Annotated in this window: 13 protein-coding genes; all 13 read right to left on the reverse strand. The window is 70.7% G+C overall.

The genetic code is table 11. The features are described from left to right. Positions 1–37: 37 nt before the first annotated feature. Positions 38–1,054, reverse strand: coding sequence for a polyprenyl synthetase family protein (locus tag L6E12_RS06355; RefSeq protein ID WP_236226939.1), 1,017 nt, complete (start codon positions 1,052–1,054; stop codon positions 38–40). 178 nt (positions 1,055–1,232) lie between these two features. Then, a complete protein-coding gene (nuoN, locus tag L6E12_RS06360) occupies positions 1,233–2,822 on the reverse strand; it encodes an NADH-quinone oxidoreductase subunit NuoN (protein WP_236226940.1) in 1,590 nt (529 codons plus the stop codon). Continuing rightward, positions 2,822–4,450 (reverse strand): NADH-quinone oxidoreductase subunit M, encoded by a 1,629-nt coding sequence (locus L6E12_RS06365; RefSeq protein ID WP_236226941.1) that lies wholly within the window; start codon positions 4,448–4,450, stop codon positions 2,822–2,824. The genes nuoN and L6E12_RS06365 overlap by 1 nt, the downstream gene beginning before the upstream one ends. Next, positions 4,447–6,438, reverse strand: coding sequence for an NADH-quinone oxidoreductase subunit L (nuoL, locus tag L6E12_RS06370; RefSeq protein WP_236226942.1), 1,992 nt, complete (start codon positions 6,436–6,438; stop codon positions 4,447–4,449). Before nuoL ends, L6E12_RS06365 begins: the two co-directional genes overlap by 4 nt. A gap of 10 nt (positions 6,439–6,448) precedes the next feature. Then, entirely contained in the window at positions 6,449–6,748 is a 300-nt protein-coding gene (gene nuoK / locus L6E12_RS06375; protein WP_236226943.1) for an NADH-quinone oxidoreductase subunit NuoK, read from the reverse strand. Further along, positions 6,745–7,575 carry an NADH-quinone oxidoreductase subunit J gene (locus tag L6E12_RS06380; RefSeq protein ID WP_236226962.1) on the reverse strand — a complete coding sequence of 277 codons (831 nt, stop codon included), beginning with the start codon at positions 7,573–7,575 and terminating at the stop codon, positions 6,745–6,747. The genes nuoK and L6E12_RS06380 overlap by 4 nt, the downstream gene beginning before the upstream one ends. 8 nt (positions 7,576–7,583) lie before the next feature. Beyond that, positions 7,584–8,108: an NADH-quinone oxidoreductase subunit NuoI gene (gene nuoI / locus L6E12_RS06385; protein ID WP_236226944.1), complete on the reverse strand. Its 525-nt coding sequence runs from the start codon at positions 8,106–8,108 to the stop codon at positions 7,584–7,586. Then, positions 8,105–9,406: an NADH-quinone oxidoreductase subunit NuoH gene (gene nuoH / locus L6E12_RS06390; RefSeq protein WP_236226945.1), complete on the reverse strand. Its 1,302-nt coding sequence runs from the start codon at positions 9,404–9,406 to the stop codon at positions 8,105–8,107. Before nuoH ends, nuoI begins: the two co-directional genes overlap by 4 nt. Then, positions 9,403–11,856, reverse strand: a complete 2,454-nt coding sequence (locus L6E12_RS06395; protein WP_236226946.1) for an NADH-quinone oxidoreductase subunit G — start codon at positions 11,854–11,856, stop codon at positions 9,403–9,405. The genes nuoH and L6E12_RS06395 overlap by 4 nt, the downstream gene beginning before the upstream one ends. Next, positions 11,853–13,178, reverse strand: coding sequence for an NADH-quinone oxidoreductase subunit NuoF (nuoF, locus tag L6E12_RS06400; protein ID WP_236226947.1), 1,326 nt, complete (start codon positions 13,176–13,178; stop codon positions 11,853–11,855). Before nuoF ends, L6E12_RS06395 begins: the two co-directional genes overlap by 4 nt. Then, the gene (gene nuoE, locus L6E12_RS06405) at positions 13,175–14,035 is read right to left on the reverse strand and encodes an NADH-quinone oxidoreductase subunit NuoE (protein WP_236226948.1); all 861 of its coding nucleotides are present in this window, start codon (positions 14,033–14,035) and stop codon (positions 13,175–13,177) included. The genes nuoF and nuoE overlap by 4 nt, the downstream gene beginning before the upstream one ends. Continuing rightward, positions 14,032–15,429, reverse strand: a complete 1,398-nt coding sequence (locus L6E12_RS06410; RefSeq protein WP_236226949.1) for an NADH-quinone oxidoreductase subunit D — start codon at positions 15,427–15,429, stop codon at positions 14,032–14,034. Before L6E12_RS06410 ends, nuoE begins: the two co-directional genes overlap by 4 nt. Beyond that, entirely contained in the window at positions 15,426–16,214 is a 789-nt protein-coding gene (locus L6E12_RS06415; RefSeq protein WP_236226950.1) for an NADH-quinone oxidoreductase subunit C, read from the reverse strand. Before L6E12_RS06415 ends, L6E12_RS06410 begins: the two co-directional genes overlap by 4 nt. Positions 16,215–16,221: the final 7 nt, after the last annotated feature.

Genomic DNA, 16,221 nt, shown 5'->3' on the forward strand with positions numbered 1-16,221 from the left:
TCGCCGCGATGTCACAATCCGCGACACGCCAGGTGGCTCAGCGCGTGCGCTCGACCACGTAGCGTGTGAGCAGTTCCAGGGCGTCGCGGGCGTCGCAGGCGGGCAGGGCGGCCAGTTCCGCGTGCGCCCGGTCGGCGTAGCTGTCGAGGGTCTTGCGGGCGCGCTCCAGGCCCGAGGAGCGGCGCAGCAGTTCGAGCGCCTCCTCCACCTCGGCGTCGTCGTGGACCGGTCCGGCGAGCAGCTCCGACAGCCGCGGGTCGGCGTCGTCGGCGAGGGCGTAGAGCATCGGCAGCGTGCGGACGCCCTCGCGCAGGTCGGTGCCCGGGGTCTTGCCGGACTCGGCGGCGGGCGAGGCGATGTCGATGACGTCGTCGGAGATCTGGAACGCGGCGCCGATGACCTCGCCGAAGCGGTACAGCGCCTCGGTCTGCGCCGCGGTGGCCCCGGAGAACATGCCGCCGTAGCGGCCGGAGGTGGCGATGAGCGACCCGGTCTTCTGCCCGATCACCGACAGGTAGTGCTCGATCGGGTCGTCGTCGCGCGGGCCGACGGTCTCGCGCATCTGCCCGGTCACCAGCTCGCGCATGGTCTCGGCGATCACCCGGGTGGCCACCGGGCCCAGGTCGGCGACCAGCATCGAGGCGTGCGCGAAGAGGAAGTCGCCGGTGAGGATGGCGATGGAGTTGTCCCAGCGGGCGTTGGCGCTCTCGTCGCCGCGGCGCATGGTGGCCTCGTCCATCACGTCGTCGTGGTAGAGCGTGGCGAGGTGGACCAGCTCGACGGCGGCCGCGGCGGCGACCACGGCGTCGGTGGCGCCCTCGTTGACCTCGGCGGCCAGCAGGGTGAACAGCGGGCGGAAGCGCTTGCCACCGGCCTTGACCAGGTGCAGCGCCGCCTGGTCGACGAAGTCGACGTCGCTGTGCACAACCGCGCGCAGCAGGTCCTCGACCCGGCCGAGGTCCGCGACGACGCGGGCGACCAGCGCCGGGTCAGCCGAGTCGAGCCCGAGGGACGCGGGCAGGTCCGGCTGGGCGGAGTTCTCGGTGGCAGTCACTGCTTGGGCGCTCCTGATCGGGTGGGCTGTCGCGGAAACGAGCGTACTTGGCGAGTGAACCCTCACTGCACGCTCCGGGCTCCGGACCACTGACAACGTGGCCGACCCCACAGGGTGTCCACGAACGCGTGAGGGGCCGGGCACAGTCCGTGCCCGACCCCTCCACGCGATCGCTTCTTTACCTGATGGCGAACGCCCCACCCGCCGCCCAGTCGAGGGCGAACGAGGGCAGGATGCCCAGCAGCAGGGTGACCAGCACGCCGAGGGTGATCGCGGCGGTGGTGAACGCGCCCGGCACGGTGACGGTCGGGCCGTCCGCGGCGGGCTCGCTGAAGTACATCAGCACGATGACCCGCAGGTAGAAGAACGCCGCGACCGCGGAGGCGACCAGCGCGACCACCACCAGCGGGGCCATGCCGTCGTCGATCGCGGCCTCGAACACCACGAACTTGCCGACGAACCCACTGGTCAGCGGGATGCCCGCCAGGGCGAGCAGCAGGAAGGTGAACACCCCGGCCACCAGCGGCGACCGCTTCGCCAGGCCCGCCCACTGCGACAGGTGCGTGGCCTCGCCGGAGGAGTCGCGCACCAGGCTGATCACGCCGAACGCCGCCAGCGTGGTGAAGCCGTAGGTGAGCAGGTAGAACAGCGTGCCGGACAGGCCCCGGTCGGTCAGCGCGATGGCGCCGATGAGCAGGAACCCGGCGTGCGCCACCGAGGAGTAGGCGATCATCCGCTTCACGTCGGTCTGGGTGAGGCCGAGGACCGCGCCGATGACCATGGACGCGATCGCCACGCCCCACAGCACCCCGCGCCACTCCCACTGCGTCGACTCGAACGCGACCTGGAGCACCCGCAGGATGCCGCCGAACGCGGCGACCTTGGTGCAGGCGGCCATGAACGCGGTGACCGGGGTCGGGGCGCCCTGGTAGACGTCCGGGGTCCAGGTGTGGAACGGGCCGACCGACGCCTTGAACAGCAGGCCGACGACCAGCAGGCCCATGCCCGCGAACAGCAGCGTGTCGGAGCGGCCCGCACCCGCCGCGGCGGCGGAGATGTCGGCCAGGCGCACCGAGCCCGCGTAGCCGTAGAGCAGGGCGACGCCGTAGAGGAAGAACGCCGAGGCGAACGCGCCGAGCAGGAAGTACTTGACCGCCGCCTCCTGCGACAGCAGCCGACGGCGCCGGGCCAGGCCGCACATCAGGTACAGCGGCAGCGACAGCACTTCCAGGGCGATGAACATGGTGAGCAGGTCGTTGGCCGCGCAGAAGATCATCATGCCGCCGAGCGCGAACAGCGTCAGCGGGAAGACCTCGGTCTGCATCCCGGTCGCGGTGACCTGCGCCCGGTCCTGCACGGTGCCCGGCCGGATGGCCGCGGTGGCCACGAACGCGCCGCCCGGCTCGACCGAGCGGTCGGCGATGAGCAGCACCGCCCCCACCGACAGCGCCAGCAGCGTGCCCCAGAGGAACAGCGCGGGCCGGTCGACCGCGAGGGTGTTGAACATGGCCATCTCGCCCGCCTCGGGCGCGTCGGACAGGTAGGTCGCCAGGGCGACCCCCGATCCGGCGAGCGCCAGCAGGGACAGGGCGACCTGGGCGGGCCAGCGCTGGTGGCGGGGCAGGAACGCCTCGAACAGCACGCCGACGCAGGCCGCGGCCAGCACGATCAGGATCGGCCACACCGCGCCCAGCGCGGGCGGGTCGATCTTGGCCGGTGCCGGGGACGGCACCGGCTGGACCTGTGCGAGGAACAGGACCGAGGACATCACGGACACTGCGACTGCCTCTCTGCGGACTGGACCGGGTCGGCCTGGCCCGCCGCGCACATCGTGGCGTCCACGGTGGGCGCCACGGTGGCGAGCACGGGCTTGGGGAACAGACCCAGGCCGACGATCAGCACGAGCAGCGGGGCGAGGACCCACTTCTCGCGGCCGGTCAGGTCGAGGATCTTCTTGGTCTCGGTCTGGGTGGCGGTGGCGAGGGCGCCACCGGCGCTGCTGCCCCCGGAGACCGGCTCACCCGGCTCGACCCCGACCAGCGCGGCGCCGCGCAGCGGCCCCTGCATGATCCGCTGGTAGAGCCAGAGCACGTAGAGCGCGGCGAAGACCATGCCGACGGTGGCGATGATCGTGTAGACCGGCGCCTTCGGGAAGGAGCCGATGAGCACGAGGAACTCGGAGATGAACGAGTTCGTGCCGGGCAGCGACAGCGAGCTGAGCCCGGCGATGAGCAGCATCCCGGCCAGCAGCGGGGTCAGCTTCGCCATGCCGCCGTAGTCGGCGATGCGCGACGAGCCGCCGCGGGCGATGACCATGCCGATCACCAGGATGAGCATCCCGGTGGCGATGCTGTGGTTGACCATGTAGGTCACCGAGCCGGTCATGGCCTGCGAGCTGAACGAGAAGATGCCCAACGCGATGAACCCGAAGTGGGCGATCGACACGTAGGCCACGAACCGCTTCATGTCCGACTGGCCCACCGCGAGCAGCGAGCCGTAGACGACCCCGGCCACCGCGAGCACCAGCACCAGCGGGGCGAGTTCCGCGCTGGCCGCCGGGAACAGCGGAAGCAGGTAGCGCAGGAACCCGAAGGTGCCGACCTTGTCCAGGATGCCGACGAGCAGCACGGCGACGCCGATCGGCGCCTCCGCGGTGGCGTCGGGCAGCCAGGTGTGCAGCGGGACCAGCGGCGCCTTGATGGCGAAGGCGACGAAGAAGCCGAGGAACAGCCAGATCTGCGTCGACAGCGGCGCGTCGCTGACCGTGCGGACCAGGGTGGCCCAGTCGAAGGTGCCCGAGCCCAGCTCGTCGGCGGACATCACGTAGAGCGCGATGACCGAGGCCAGCATGATCAGGCCGCCGAGGAACGAGTACAGGAAGAACTTGACCGCCGCGTACTGCCTGCGCGCGCCCCCGTAGGAGCCGATCAGGAAGTACATCGGGATCAGCATGACCTCGAACAGCACGTAGAACAGGAACACGTCGGTCGCGGCGAACACGCCGACGGTCAGCGCCTGCTCCAGCAGGATCAGCGCGAAGAACCCGCCCGCGGTGCGGCCCTCCGGCAGCTTCTCCGACCAGCCCGCGCCGATCACCAGCGGGACCAGCAGGCCGATGACGGCGATCATCACCAGCGCGATGCCGTCGACGCCGAAGGAGACGTGCACCCCGAACGCCGGGATCCAGTCGAAGGAGAACGACTGCTGGATGCGGGCGCCGCCGGTGTCGAACAGCACCCAGGACACGATGGCCAGGGCGAACTCGGCCAGCGAGAAGCCCAGCGCGGTCAGCTTGGCCGTGCGGGCGTCGGCCCGCAGCGCGGTGACCACCCCCGCGCCGACCAGCGGGAGCAGCAGCAGCGCTGCCAGCACCCAGGAATTGGTCGCCGACGTCATGCGAACCTCACCATCAGCAGTGCGGCGATCACCAGGATCGACCCTCCGAGCATGGACAGCGCGTAGGACCGGACGAACCCGGTCTGGGTGCGGCGCAGGCGGCCGGAACTGCCGCCGAGGCCCGCCGCGATGCCGTTGACCAGACCGTCCACGCCGCGGTTGTCCACGTACACCAGGGCCCGGGTGAGCCAGGTGCCGGGACGGGCGAACAGCGCCTCGTTGAGGTGGTTGCCGAACAGGTCGGCGCGGGCGGCGCGGACCGGGAACGACACCCGCTTCGGCCGCTCGACCGCGGTCTCGCGCCTGCCGAAGAGCAGGAACGCCAGGCCCGCGCCGATCGCGGCGAGCACGACGGTGAGGATGCCGACCATCGTGTGCGACAGCGCGCCGTGGGTCTCCTCGACCTCACCGATGGCCGGGGTCAGCCACTCGGGGAGCATCGAGGACAGGATCGCGCCACCGGCCACCGAGCCGAACGCCAGGATGATCATCGGGATGGTCATCGTGCTGGGCGACTCGTGCGGGTGGTACGGCTTGCCGACCGGGGCCTCGGGGCTCTCCGGGTCCGGGGTGGCCGGGCTGGTCAGGTTCTCCCAGCGCGGCTTGCCCAGCCAGACCAGGATGAGCAGCCGGGTCATGTAGAACGCGGTCAGGGCCGCGCCCAGCAGCGCGATGCCGCCGAAGACCCAGCCCCGGGTGCCGCCCTGGCCGAGCGCGGCGTTGATGATCTCGTCCTTGGAGAAGTAGCCGGACAGGAACGGGAAGCCGATCAGCGCCAGGTAGCCCAGGGTCCAGGTGGCGAACGTGATGGGCATCTTCTTCCAGAGCCCGCCCATCCGCCGGATGTCGCCCTCGTCGTTCATGGCGTGCATGACCGACCCGGCGCCGAGGAACAGCCCGGCCTTGAAGAAGCCGTGCGTGAGCAGGTGCAGGATGCCGAAGGCGTACCCGGCCGGGCCGAGGCCCACGGCCAGGATCATGTAGCCGATCTGGCTGACCGTGGAGTACGCCAGGACCTTCTTGAAGTCGTCGTAGGCGCAGCCGATGATGCAACCGAGCAGCAGCGTGATCGCACCGATGATCATCACGACCAGTCGCGCGTCCTCTGCCTGCGGCAGCGAGTACAGCGGCGACGAGCGGGCGATGAGGTACACGCCCGCGGTCACCATGGTCGCGGCGTGGATCAGCGCGGACACCGGGGTCGGACCGGCCATGGCGTCCGGCAGCCACGCCTGGAGCGGGAACTGGCCGGACTTGCCGCAGGCGCCGAGGAGCAGCAGCAGGCCGATCGCCACGATGGTGCCGGTGGACTGGTTCCCGATCTCGCTGAAGACCACGTCGTACTGGGTGGAACCCATGGTCTTGAACATCAGGAAGATCGCCAGCGCCAGGCCGACGTCACCGACGCGGTTCATCAGGAACGCCTTCTTCGCCGCCGTGGCCGCGAAGTCCTTGCCCTGGTACCAGCCGATGAGCAGGTAGGAGGCGAGACCGACGCCCTCCCAGCCGAAGTAGAGCGTCACGAAGCTGTTGCCCAGGACCAGCAGGAGCATGGCCGCGATGAACAGGTTCAGGTAGGCGAAGAACCGGCGCCGGTCCTCCAGCTCGTGGTTCATGTAGCCGATCGAGTAGATGTGGATCAGCGAGCCCACGCCGGTGATCAGCAGCACGAACGTGATGGACAGCGGGTCCAGCCGCAGGCCGAAGTCGACCGAGAGCTGGTTGACCGAGATCCAGTCGAACAGGTGCAGGTCGCGCAGCCGGTCCTCGGCCGCGAGCGAGGTCGTGTCGAAGAACAGCACCACCGCGTAGGCGAAGGCCGCGATGACCATCCCGCTGCCGAGCAGGTGGCCCCACTTGTTGGTGCGCCTGCCGCCGATCAGCAGGACGGCGGCGCCGAGGGCGGGCAGGACCAGCAGCAGCCAGGCCGCGCTCGCCGCCCCGGCCGCGGGCTGGGTGTCCAGCGCCAGGTTGAACGTTCCGGTCACCGAGTTCCCCTTAGTACTTCAGCAGGTTCGAGTCGTCGACCGACGCGGTCCGGCGGGTGCGGAAGATCGACAGGATGATCGCCAGGCCGACCACGACCTCGGCGGCCGCGACGACCATCACGAAGAACCCCATGACCTGCCCGTGCAGGTCGCCGTTGAGCCGGGCGAAGGTCACCAGCGACAGGTTCACCGCGTTGAGCATCAGCTCGATGCACATGAACACGACGATGGCGTTGCGCCGCACCAGCACGCCGACGGCGCCGATCGTGAACAGCAGCGCGGACAGCAGCAGGTAGTACGTCGGCGTCATTGCGACTCCTCCTTGCCGGGGGCGAGCGCGCGGGTCCCGACGGCCGGGCCGGTGCCCGCGACGGACTCGCGCTCGGCGGCGAGCTTGTCCGCGGTGGTGGACTCGATGAGCCGCGACAGCGACTCCGGGGCGACCGAGCCGTCGGGCAGCAGGGCCGGGGTGGCCACCGAGTTGGCGGTGGCGAACACACCGGGGCCGGGCAGCGGGGACGGCCGGTCGTGCTCGCCGCGGAAGCGGGCCTCGACCAGTTCCTTCTGCGTCCTGCGACCGCGCTGCTCGCGGTTGACGTAGCCGAGGATCATCGCGCCGACGGCGGCGGTGATCAGCAGCGCCGAGGTCAGCTCGAACGGGAACAGGTAGTCCGAGAAGATGAGCTGCCCGATGTTGGCCACGTTGCCGCGACCGCCGTTGGCGGTGTCGGCGGCGAGGCCCTGGTCGGTGACGTCGGTCAGCGAGCGGGCCACCGCGCCGGTCAGCAGCACCGCGAGGCCGACCCCGAGGATGCCTGCCCACAGCCGCTGACCGCGCAGCACCTCGACCACCGAGTCCGAGGCGTCGCGGCCGACGAGCATCAGCACGAACAGGAACAGCATCATGATCGCGCCGGTGTAGACGATGATCTGCACGAAGCCCAGGAACGGCGCCTGCTGGACCATGTAGATGCAGCCGAGGCTGAGCATCGTCATCACCAGGAACAGCGCGGAGTGCACCGCGTTGCGGGCGAAGATCATGCCCAGCGCGCCCGCGAGGGCGAGCGGGCCCAGGATCCAGAAGGACACGGCCTCACCGGTGGAGACGGTGGCTGCGCCCTGCTGGGCGAGGAGCATGGTGGCGCTCACTTGGGCGTCTCCCCTCGGGCGAGCTGCGGGCCGTTGACGTAGTAGTCCTGCTCGTTGTCGCCGAGGCGCATCGGGTGCGGCGGCTGCTCCATGCCCGGCAGCAGCGGCGCGAGGAGCTGCTCCTTGGTGTAGATCAGCCGCTGCCGGTCGTCGTCGGCCAGCTCGAAGTCGTTGAGCATGGTCAGCGAGCGGGTCGGGCAGGCCTCGATGCACAGGCCGCAGCCGATGCAGCGCAGGTAGTTGATCTGGTAGTCGGCGCCGTAGCGCTCCCCCGGGGAGTAGCGCTCGTCGTCGGAGTTGTCGCCGCCCTCGACGAAGATCGCGTCCGCCGGGCAGGCCCACGCGCACAGCTCGCAGCCGACGCACTTCTCCAGCCCGTCCGGGTGCCGGTTGAGCTGGTGGCGGCCGTGGTAGCGGGGCGCGGTGCCGGGGAAGTTCTCGGGGTACTCCTCAGTCACGACCTTCTTGAACATCGTGCTGAACGTGACCCCGAATCCCTTCAGAGGGTCGAAGATGCTCACTGCTCAGTCTCCTTCTCGGCGCCCGCGCCCACCGACGCGGTCTGGCGCTTGCGGCGCACCCGGCGCGGGGCCGCGGCGTCCTTGTCCGGGACGACCAGGTCCAGCGGCGGGATCGGGTAGCCGCCGCCGGTGACCGGCACGCGGTCGGCGTCCTCGTCCGGCGCGGCCCGGTCGGGCAGCAGGAAGCTGAGCCCGATCAGGACCAGGAGCACGATGCCGCCCGCGACCAGGATCGTCGTCGCGGAGATCTCCGCCTCGTTGCGGAACGCGCGCAGCGCGACCACCAGCACGATCCAGACCAGGTTGGCCGGGACCAGGATCTTCCAGCCCAGCCGCATGAACTGGTCGTAGCGCATCCGGGGCAGGGTGCCGCGCAGCCAGATGAACACGAAGAGGAAGAACCAGGTCTTGGTGAAGAACCACAGCAGCGGCCACCAGCCGGTGTTGAAGTAGTTGTCGCCGATCAGCGACACCGGCCACGGCGCCATGTACCCGCCGAGGAACAGCGTGGTGGCGAACGCGGAGACGATGACCATGTTGACGTACTCGGCGAGGAAGAACAGCGCGAACTTCATCGAGCTGTACTCGGTGTGGAAGCCGCCGACCAGCTCCGACTCGGCCTCGGGGAGGTCGAACGGGGCGCGGTTGGTCTCACCGACCATGGAGATGCAGTAGATGATGAAGCTGGGGATCAGCAGGTAGAAGTACCAGCCGGTCGATTGCGCGTCGACGATGTCGCCGGTGGACATCGACCCGGTGTAGAGGATGACCGCCACGATCGACAGGCCCATGGCGATCTCGTAGGAGATCACCTGCGCCGCCGAGCGCAGACCACCGAGCAGCGGGTACGGCGAGCCGGAGGCCCAGCCCGCGAGCACGATGCCGTAGACGCCGAGCGAGGAGCAGGCCAGCACCACCAGCACGCCGACCGGCAGGTCGACGAGCTGGAGCACGGTGCGCTCGCCGAAGATCGAGACCTCGGGGCCGAACGGGATCACCGAGAAGGCGAGGAACGCCGGGATGGTGGAGATGATCGGCGCCAGGAAGTAGACCTTCCGGTCGGCCGTGTCCGGGATGATCTGCTCCTTGAACGGGAGCTTGATCGCGTCCGCGATGGACTGGAACCAGCCGTTCGGCCCGACCCGGTTGGGACCGGGGCGGTGCTGCATCCTGGCGACGATCTTGCGCTCCAGGATGATCATCGCCATGGTGGCCAGGGCGCCGAGCAGCAGCAGTGCCACGGCCTTGACCAGGATCAGCCAGAGCGGGTCGTCCGCGAGCAGTTGTGCCCTGGTCATGCGTTGCCTCCAGCGTTCACGGACACCACGTCGCCGTGGCCTGCCCCGAGGACCCGGCGGGGAGCCGAGCCGGGCGAGTTCGCGGGCAGCCAGACCACGCCGTCGGGCAGGTCGGCGATCAGCACCGGCAGGGTCAGCGCGCCCCGGTTGGTGGAGACGCTGATGTCGCCGCCCGGTGCCACGCCCAGTGCGGTGGCGGTGCCGGGCGAGACCCGGGCCACGACCGGGCGGGCGGTGCCCGCCAGGTGCGGCTCGTCCACCTGGAGCGACCCGTCGTCCAGCAGCATCCGCCAGGTCGACAGCACGGCCTGCCCGGCGGCCGGGGCGACCGGTTCGGCGGTGACCGAGGGGGCGGTGGCGGTGCGCGCCACGGACGGCAGCCTGGCCAGGTCGGCCGCGCTGGCGGCCGGGGTCTGGGTGAACAGGTCGACGTCCATCTCGACGGCGAGCGAGTCCAGCACCCGGCAGTCCGGCAGCGCGCCGGTGCCCTCCAGGGTGTTGCCGAACGGGCGGACCCGGCCCTCCCAGTTGACGTAGGAGCCGGACTTCTCCACCGCCGGGGCGATGGGCAGGACCACGTCGGCGTGCGCGGTGACCGCGCTGTGCCGCAGTTCCAGGCTCACGACGAACCCGGTTGCGGCCAGCGCCCGCTCGGCGAGCTGCGGGTCGGGCAGGTCGAACGGGTCGACACCGCCGACGACCAGGCCGTCGATCATGCCGACGGACGCGGCGGAGAGGATGCCGTCGGTGTCGCGGCCCGGCGCCGGGGGCAGGCTGCCCTCGGCCAGGCCCCACACCTGCTCGACCACGGCGCGGGCGCGGTGGTCGCTGACCAGGCGCCCGCCGGGCAGCAGGGTCGGGGCGGCACCGGCGTCGAGCGCGCCGCGCTCACCGGCGCGGCGCGGCACCCAGGCGACCTTGGCGCCGGTGGTCCCGGCCAGCCGCAGCACGGCGCTGAACAGGCCGGGGACCTCGGCGGCGCGCTCGCCGACGAGGATCACCGCACCGGGGGCGCCCAGCGCGGCGGCGGCGTCCGGGGCGTGGGTGCCCAGGCCGTCGAGCGCGGCGGGCTCGGCGCCCGGGGCGCAGGCCAGCAGGGTGCCGGAGGTCTTCTCCACGCTGGGGCTGGTCCACTGCCCGACGTGGAACACCCGCGCCCTGTTCTTGCGGGCCGCCTTGCGCAGCCGCAGGAACACGATCGGCGACTCCTCCTCGGCCTCGAAGGCCACGGTGAGCACCGCGGGCGCCGCTTCCAGGTCGGCGTAGGAGACACCGGTCTCCGGGGTGGTGCCGACGACCGCGGAGGCGAGGAAGTCCAGTTCCTCGGACGAGTGCGGCCGGGCCCGGAAGTCGATGTCGTTGGTGCGCAGCGCGATCCGGGCGAACTTGGCGTAGGCGTAGGCGTCCTCGACGGTCAGCCGACCGCCGGTGAGCACCGCGGCGCCCTTGCCGTCGCGCGCCCTGGCCAGGCCCTCGGCCGCGACCTGGAGCGCGTCGGTCCAGCTCGTCTCGACCAGCTCACCGGTCGCGCGGTCGCGGACCATCGGCCGGGTGACGCGGTCGCCGACCCCGGTGTAGCGGAACGCGAAGCGGCCCTTGTCGCACAGCCACTCCTCGTTCACCTCCGGGTCGTCGCCCGCGAGCTTGCGCATGACCTTGCCGCGCCGCCAGTCGGTGCGCTGCGCGCAGCCCGACGAGCAGTGCTCGCACACGCTGGGCGTGGACACCAGGTCGAACGGCCGCGACCGGAACCGGTAGGCGGCGGAGGTGAGCGCGCCGACCGGGCAGATCTGGATGGTGTTGCCGGAGAAGTAGCTCTGGAACGGCTTCTCCTCGGCGATGCCGATCTGCTGCTGGGCGCCGCGTTCGAGCAGCTCGATGAACGGGTCGCCCGCGATCTGCGCGGAGAACCGGGTGCAGCGCTGGCAGAGCACGCAGCGCTCCCGGTCCAGCAGCACCTGGGTGGAGATCGGCAGCGGCTTGGGGAAGGTGCGCTTGGTCTCGACGAAGCGGGACTCGGTGCGCCCGTGCGCCATCGCCTGGTTCTGCAGCGGGCACTCGCCGCCCTTGTCGCAGATCGGGCAGTCCAGCGGGTGGTTGATGAGCAGCAGCTCCATCACACCCTGCTGGGCCTTGTCGGCGACCGGGGAGGTGAGCTGGGTCTTGACCACCATGCCGTCGGCGACGGTGATGGTGCAGGACGCCTGCGGCTTGGGCATCGGCCGCCCGCCCATCTCCACGTCGACCAGGCACTGGCGGCAGGCACCGGCCGGGTCGAGCAGGGGGTGGTCGCAGAACCGGGGGATGGTGATGCCGAGCCGCTCGGCGGTGCGGATGACCAGCTCGCCCTTGGGCGCGTCGACCTCCACCCCGTCGATGACCAGCCGCACGTGGCCCTCGGGCACCGGGGGCTTCTCGGTCGTGGTGGGGTTCTCCGGCGCGATCGTCATGAGTGCGCTCCCGCGAGTGCTGGGGCGGAGGTCTTCGCGTTCTGGTCGCAGAGCGCGAGGAACTCGTCCCGGAAGTACTTGATGCCGCTGGTGATCGGGCTGACCGCGCCGTCACCGAGGGCGCAGAACGAGCGGCCCAGGATGTTGTCGCAGATGTCGAGCAGCGTCTCGATGTCCGCGGCCGTGCCCTGCCCGGCGACCATCCGCTCCAGGATGCCGGTCAGCCAGTAGGTGCCCTCGCGGCACGGGGTGCACTTGCCGCAGGACTCGTGCTCGTAGAACTGGGTCCACTTCATGACCGCCCACGGCACGGACACGGTCTCGTTGAAGACCATCACCGCGGTGGTGCCCAGCATCGAGCCCGCCCCGGCCGCGCCCTCGAAGTCCAGCGGGACGTCGAGGTGCTCGGCGGTGAACATCGGCGTGGACGAGCCACCCGGCGTCCAGAACTTCAGCGGGATGCCGTCCTTCATGCCACCGGCCAGCTCCAGCAGCTCGCGCAGCGTGGTGCCCAGCGGCGCCTCGAACTGGCCGGGGTTGGTGACGTGCCCGGAGATCGAGTAGATCTTCGGGCCGGGCGACTTCTCGGTGCCCATGGTGCGGAACCAGTCCGACCCGCCGTTGACGATGAAGGGAACGCTGGCGATGGTCTCGACGTTGTTCACCGTGGTGGGCGCGGCGTAGAGGCCCGCAGCCGCCGGGAACGGCGGCTTGAGGCGGGGCTGGCCGCGGCGGCCCTCCAGCGAGTCGAGCAGCGCCGTCTCCTCACCGCAGATGTAGGCGCCCGCGCCCGCGTGCACGGTGATCTCCAGGTCGAACCCGGAGCCGAGGATGTTCGTCCCCAGGTAGCCCGCGGCCTTCGCCTCGCGCACCGCCGCGTTGAGGCGGCGGATGCAGTGCAGGGCCTCGCCGCGCACGTAGATGAAGCAGTGGTGCGAGCGCATCGCGTACGAGGCGATGACGCAGCCCTCGATCAGCGAGTGCGGGTCGGCCATCATCAGCGGGATGTCCTTGCACGTCCCGGGTTCGCCCTCGTCGGCGTTGATCACCAGGTAGTGCGGCTTGTCCTCGTTGGGCGGCATGAACGACCACTTGACGCCCGCCGGGAACCCGGCGCCGCCGCGGCCGCGCAGGCCGGAGGCCTTGACCAGCTCGACGAGCTGCTCGGGGGTCCCGCCCAGCGCCTTGCGCAGCGCGGTGTAGCCCTCGAGCTGCTCGTAGGTCTTGATCGACCACGAGGTGGGCGACAGCCAGCGCTTGGTGAGGACCGGGGTGACCGGCGCGGGCTTGTTCGGGCCCGGTGCGGTAGTCGGTTCGGTCATTTCTTCTCCACCTCCGGCAGCGGCGCGTCGTGCGGGTAGGGCACGGCGGTCCAACCGCGGTCCTCGGCGAGCTTGGCGCCGCGCAGGGTCTCCACCGCTGCGGACGGACCGTCCACACTGGCGCGGTAGTCCGCCTCGTCCTCCGGCCAGAACCCGGCCAGCTCCAGCTCCGCGGTGCGGAAGTCGCGCAGCGGGGCACCCCGGGTGGGGGCGGGCTTCTCACCGGCGCGCAGCGCGTCGACCAGGGCGACCGCCGACTCCGGGGTCTGGTTGTCGAAGAACTCGTAGTTCACCTGGATGACCGGGCCGAGGTCGCAGGCCGCCAGGCACTCGGCGTGCTCCAGCGTGATCGAGCCCGGCTCCCCCGGCTCGCCCGCGGTCTCGTTGTGCCCCAGCTTCTTCCCGTCGGAACCCAGGTGCTCGCCGAGCGTGCGGTAGATGTCGTCACCGCCGAGCACCGCGCACAGCGTGTTGGTGCACACGCTGACCAGGTGCTCACCGCAGGTCTTGCGCTTGTACATGGTGTAGAAGGTCGCCACGGCGCTGACCTCGGCCGCGGTCAGGTCGAGCTGCGCGGCGCAGAACTGGATGCCCGCCTGGCTCACCCGGCCCTCCACCGACTGCACCAGGTGCAGCATCGGCAGCAACGCCGAGCGCGACTGCGGGTAGCGGGTGATGATCGCCTGGGCCTTGCCCACGATCGGGTCGAAGACGCTCAGGTCCTCGACGTACTCGGCCACCAGGTGCTCGGCCGGGACCGGGGAGACGCCCAGGACGTCGGTGTCGCGCACCGTCGCCTGGTGGGTGTCCCCGGCACCGACGCCGGAGCCGCCGTAGGTGGAACCGGTGCTGCTCATCGGTCACATCCCCCCATCACCGGGTCGAGCGAGGCGACGGCCGCGATGACGTCGGCGACCATGCCGCCCTCGCTCATCGCGGGCATGGCCTGGAGGTTGACGAAGCTGGGTTCGCGCACGTGCACGCGCAGCGGCCGGGTGCCGCCGTCGGAGACCAGGTGGTAGCCCAGCTCCCCGCGCGGCGACTCGATCGGCACGTACACCTGGCCCGCCGGGACCGCGAAGCCCTCGGTGACCAGCTTGAAGTGGTGGATCAGCGACTCCATGGACTGGCCCATGATCTTGCGGACGTGCTCCAGGGAGTTGCCCATGCCGTCGGCGCCGATGGACAGCTTGGCGGGCCAGGCGATCTTCTGGTCGGCCACCATGACCGGGCCGGGCTCCAGCTTCTTCACCGCCTGCTTGATGATCCGCAGCGACTGGTGGATCTCCTCCAGCCGCAGCAGGTAGCGGGCGAAGGAGTCCGCGGCGGTGTCGGTCGGGACCTCGAAGTCGTACTCCTCGTAGCCGAGGTACGGCTCCACCTTGCGCAGGTCCCAGGCCAGGCCCGCGCTGCGCAGCACCGGACCGGTGACGCCCAGCGCCAGGCAGGCGTCCACCGGGAGGTAGCCGACGTCCTTGAGCCGGTTGCGCCAGATCGGCTGACCGGTGAGCAGCTTGTCGTAGTCCGGCAGGCGCTTCTCCATCACCTTGACGAACTCGCCGATCTTGCTCGCGTAGTCGTCCGGCAGGTCCTGGGCGACGCCGCCGGGGCGGATGAACGCGTGGTTCATCCGCAGGCCGGTCAGGTGCTCCAGCAGGTGCAGGGCTTCCTCGCGCTCGCGGAACCCGGAGGTCATCGCGGTCAGCGAACCCAGCTCCATGCCACCGGTGGCCAGCGCCACCAGGTGCGAGCTGATCCGGTTGATCTCCAGCAGGATGACCCGGATGACCTGCGCGCGCCGCGGCGCCTCGACGCCGAGCAGCTTCTCCACCGCCAGGCAGTACGCGGCCTCGTTCGACAGCGGCGCCAGGTAGTCCATGCGCGTCACGAAGGTGACGCCCTGGGTCCAGGTGCGGTACTCGCAGTTCTTCTCGATGCCGGTGTGCAGGTACCCGATGACCGACCGGGCCTGGGTGACGGTCTCGCCCTCCAGCTCCAGCACCAGCCGCAGCACGCCGTGCGTCGACGGGTGCTGCGGGCCGAGGTTGATCACGATCCGCTCGTCGTGGATCGCGTCTTCGAGCACGTCGTCCCAGTCGCCGCCGGTGACCGTGTAGACGCGGCCCTCGGTGGTCTCGCGCTCCTGGGCGTAGTCGGCCTGGGCGGTGCTGTCGCTGCCCTCGGCGGTGGTGTCGGTGCCGGTGGCGGCGTCGGACAGGTGCTCGGCCTGCGTCCCGTGTGAGGTGGTCACGAGTACGACCTCCGCTGGTCGGGCGGAGGGATCTCCGCGCCCTTGTACTCGACGGGGATGCCGCCGAGCGGGTAGTCCTTGCGCTGGGGGTGGCCGTCCCAGTCGTCCGGCATGAGGATGCGGGTCAGCGCGGGGTGGCCGTCGTAGACGATGCCGAACATGTCCCACGCCTCGCGCTCGTGCCAGTCGGCGGTCGGGTAGACCTCGACGATCGACGGCACGTGCGCGTCGTCGACGTCGAGGGCGACCTCCAGCCGGATGCGGCGGCGGAACGTCATGGAGGTCAGGTGGTAGACCGAGTGCAGCCGCTGCGGCACGTCCACGCCGTAGTCCACACCGGACACCGAGCTGCACAGCTCGAACCGCAGCGCGGGCTCGTCGCGCAGCGTGCGGCACAGCTCCAGCAGGTGCTCGCGGCGCACGTAGAAGGTGATCTCCCCGTGGGAGACGGTCACCTGCTGGATGGCGGAGGCGGGGATGTCGCGGTTGGCCAGCGCGGCGGTGAGGTCGTCGGCGAACTCGTCGAACCAGCCGCCGTAGGGCCGCTCGGCCGGGGCCGGGCTGAACGCGGGCAGGCGCAGGCCGCCGAAACCGGAGGTGTCGCCGGTGCCGCTGATGCCGAACATGCCGCTGCGGGTGCGGCCGGTGACCAGCGGGGCCTTGGGCTCGGCGTCACCGGGGCCGGTGACCTGCAAGCCCTCGTCGGGCTGCTGGGCGGAGGAGTCCGCGCCGCCGATCTCGTGACCGGCGTCGGCTTCGGGTGTGGTGGGTTTGTCGTCAGCCATTCGGGTT

The organism is Actinokineospora sp. PR83 (assembly GCF_021056305.1).
In the GTDB taxonomy this organism is placed as follows: domain Bacteria; phylum Actinomycetota; class Actinomycetes; order Mycobacteriales; family Pseudonocardiaceae; genus Actinokineospora; species Actinokineospora spheciospongiae.

Coding starts and splice junctions, on each gene's coding strand:
- nuoK (WP_236226943.1), bottom strand. CDS start 6,748: ATGACGCCGACGTACTACCTGCTGCTGTCCGCGCTGCTGTTCACGATC.
- L6E12_RS06395 (WP_236226946.1), bottom strand. CDS start 11,856: ATGACGATCGCGCCGGAGAACCCCACCACGACCGAGAAGCCCCCGGTG.
- L6E12_RS06415 (WP_236226950.1), bottom strand. CDS start 16,214: ATGGCTGACGACAAACCCACCACACCCGAAGCCGACGCCGGTCACGAG.
- nuoE (WP_236226948.1), bottom strand. CDS start 14,035: ATGAGCAGCACCGGTTCCACCTACGGCGGCTCCGGCGTCGGTGCCGGG.
- nuoN (WP_236226940.1), bottom strand. CDS start 2,822: ATGTCCTCGGTCCTGTTCCTCGCACAGGTCCAGCCGGTGCCGTCCCCG.
- L6E12_RS06380 (WP_236226962.1), bottom strand. CDS start 7,575: ATGCTCCTCGCCCAGCAGGGCGCAGCCACCGTCTCCACCGGTGAGGCC.
- nuoF (WP_236226947.1), bottom strand. CDS start 13,178: ATGACCGAACCGACTACCGCACCGGGCCCGAACAAGCCCGCGCCGGTC.
- nuoH (WP_236226945.1), bottom strand. CDS start 9,406: ATGACCAGGGCACAACTGCTCGCGGACGACCCGCTCTGGCTGATCCTG.
- L6E12_RS06365 (WP_236226941.1), bottom strand. CDS start 4,450: ATGACGTCGGCGACCAATTCCTGGGTGCTGGCAGCGCTGCTGCTGCTC.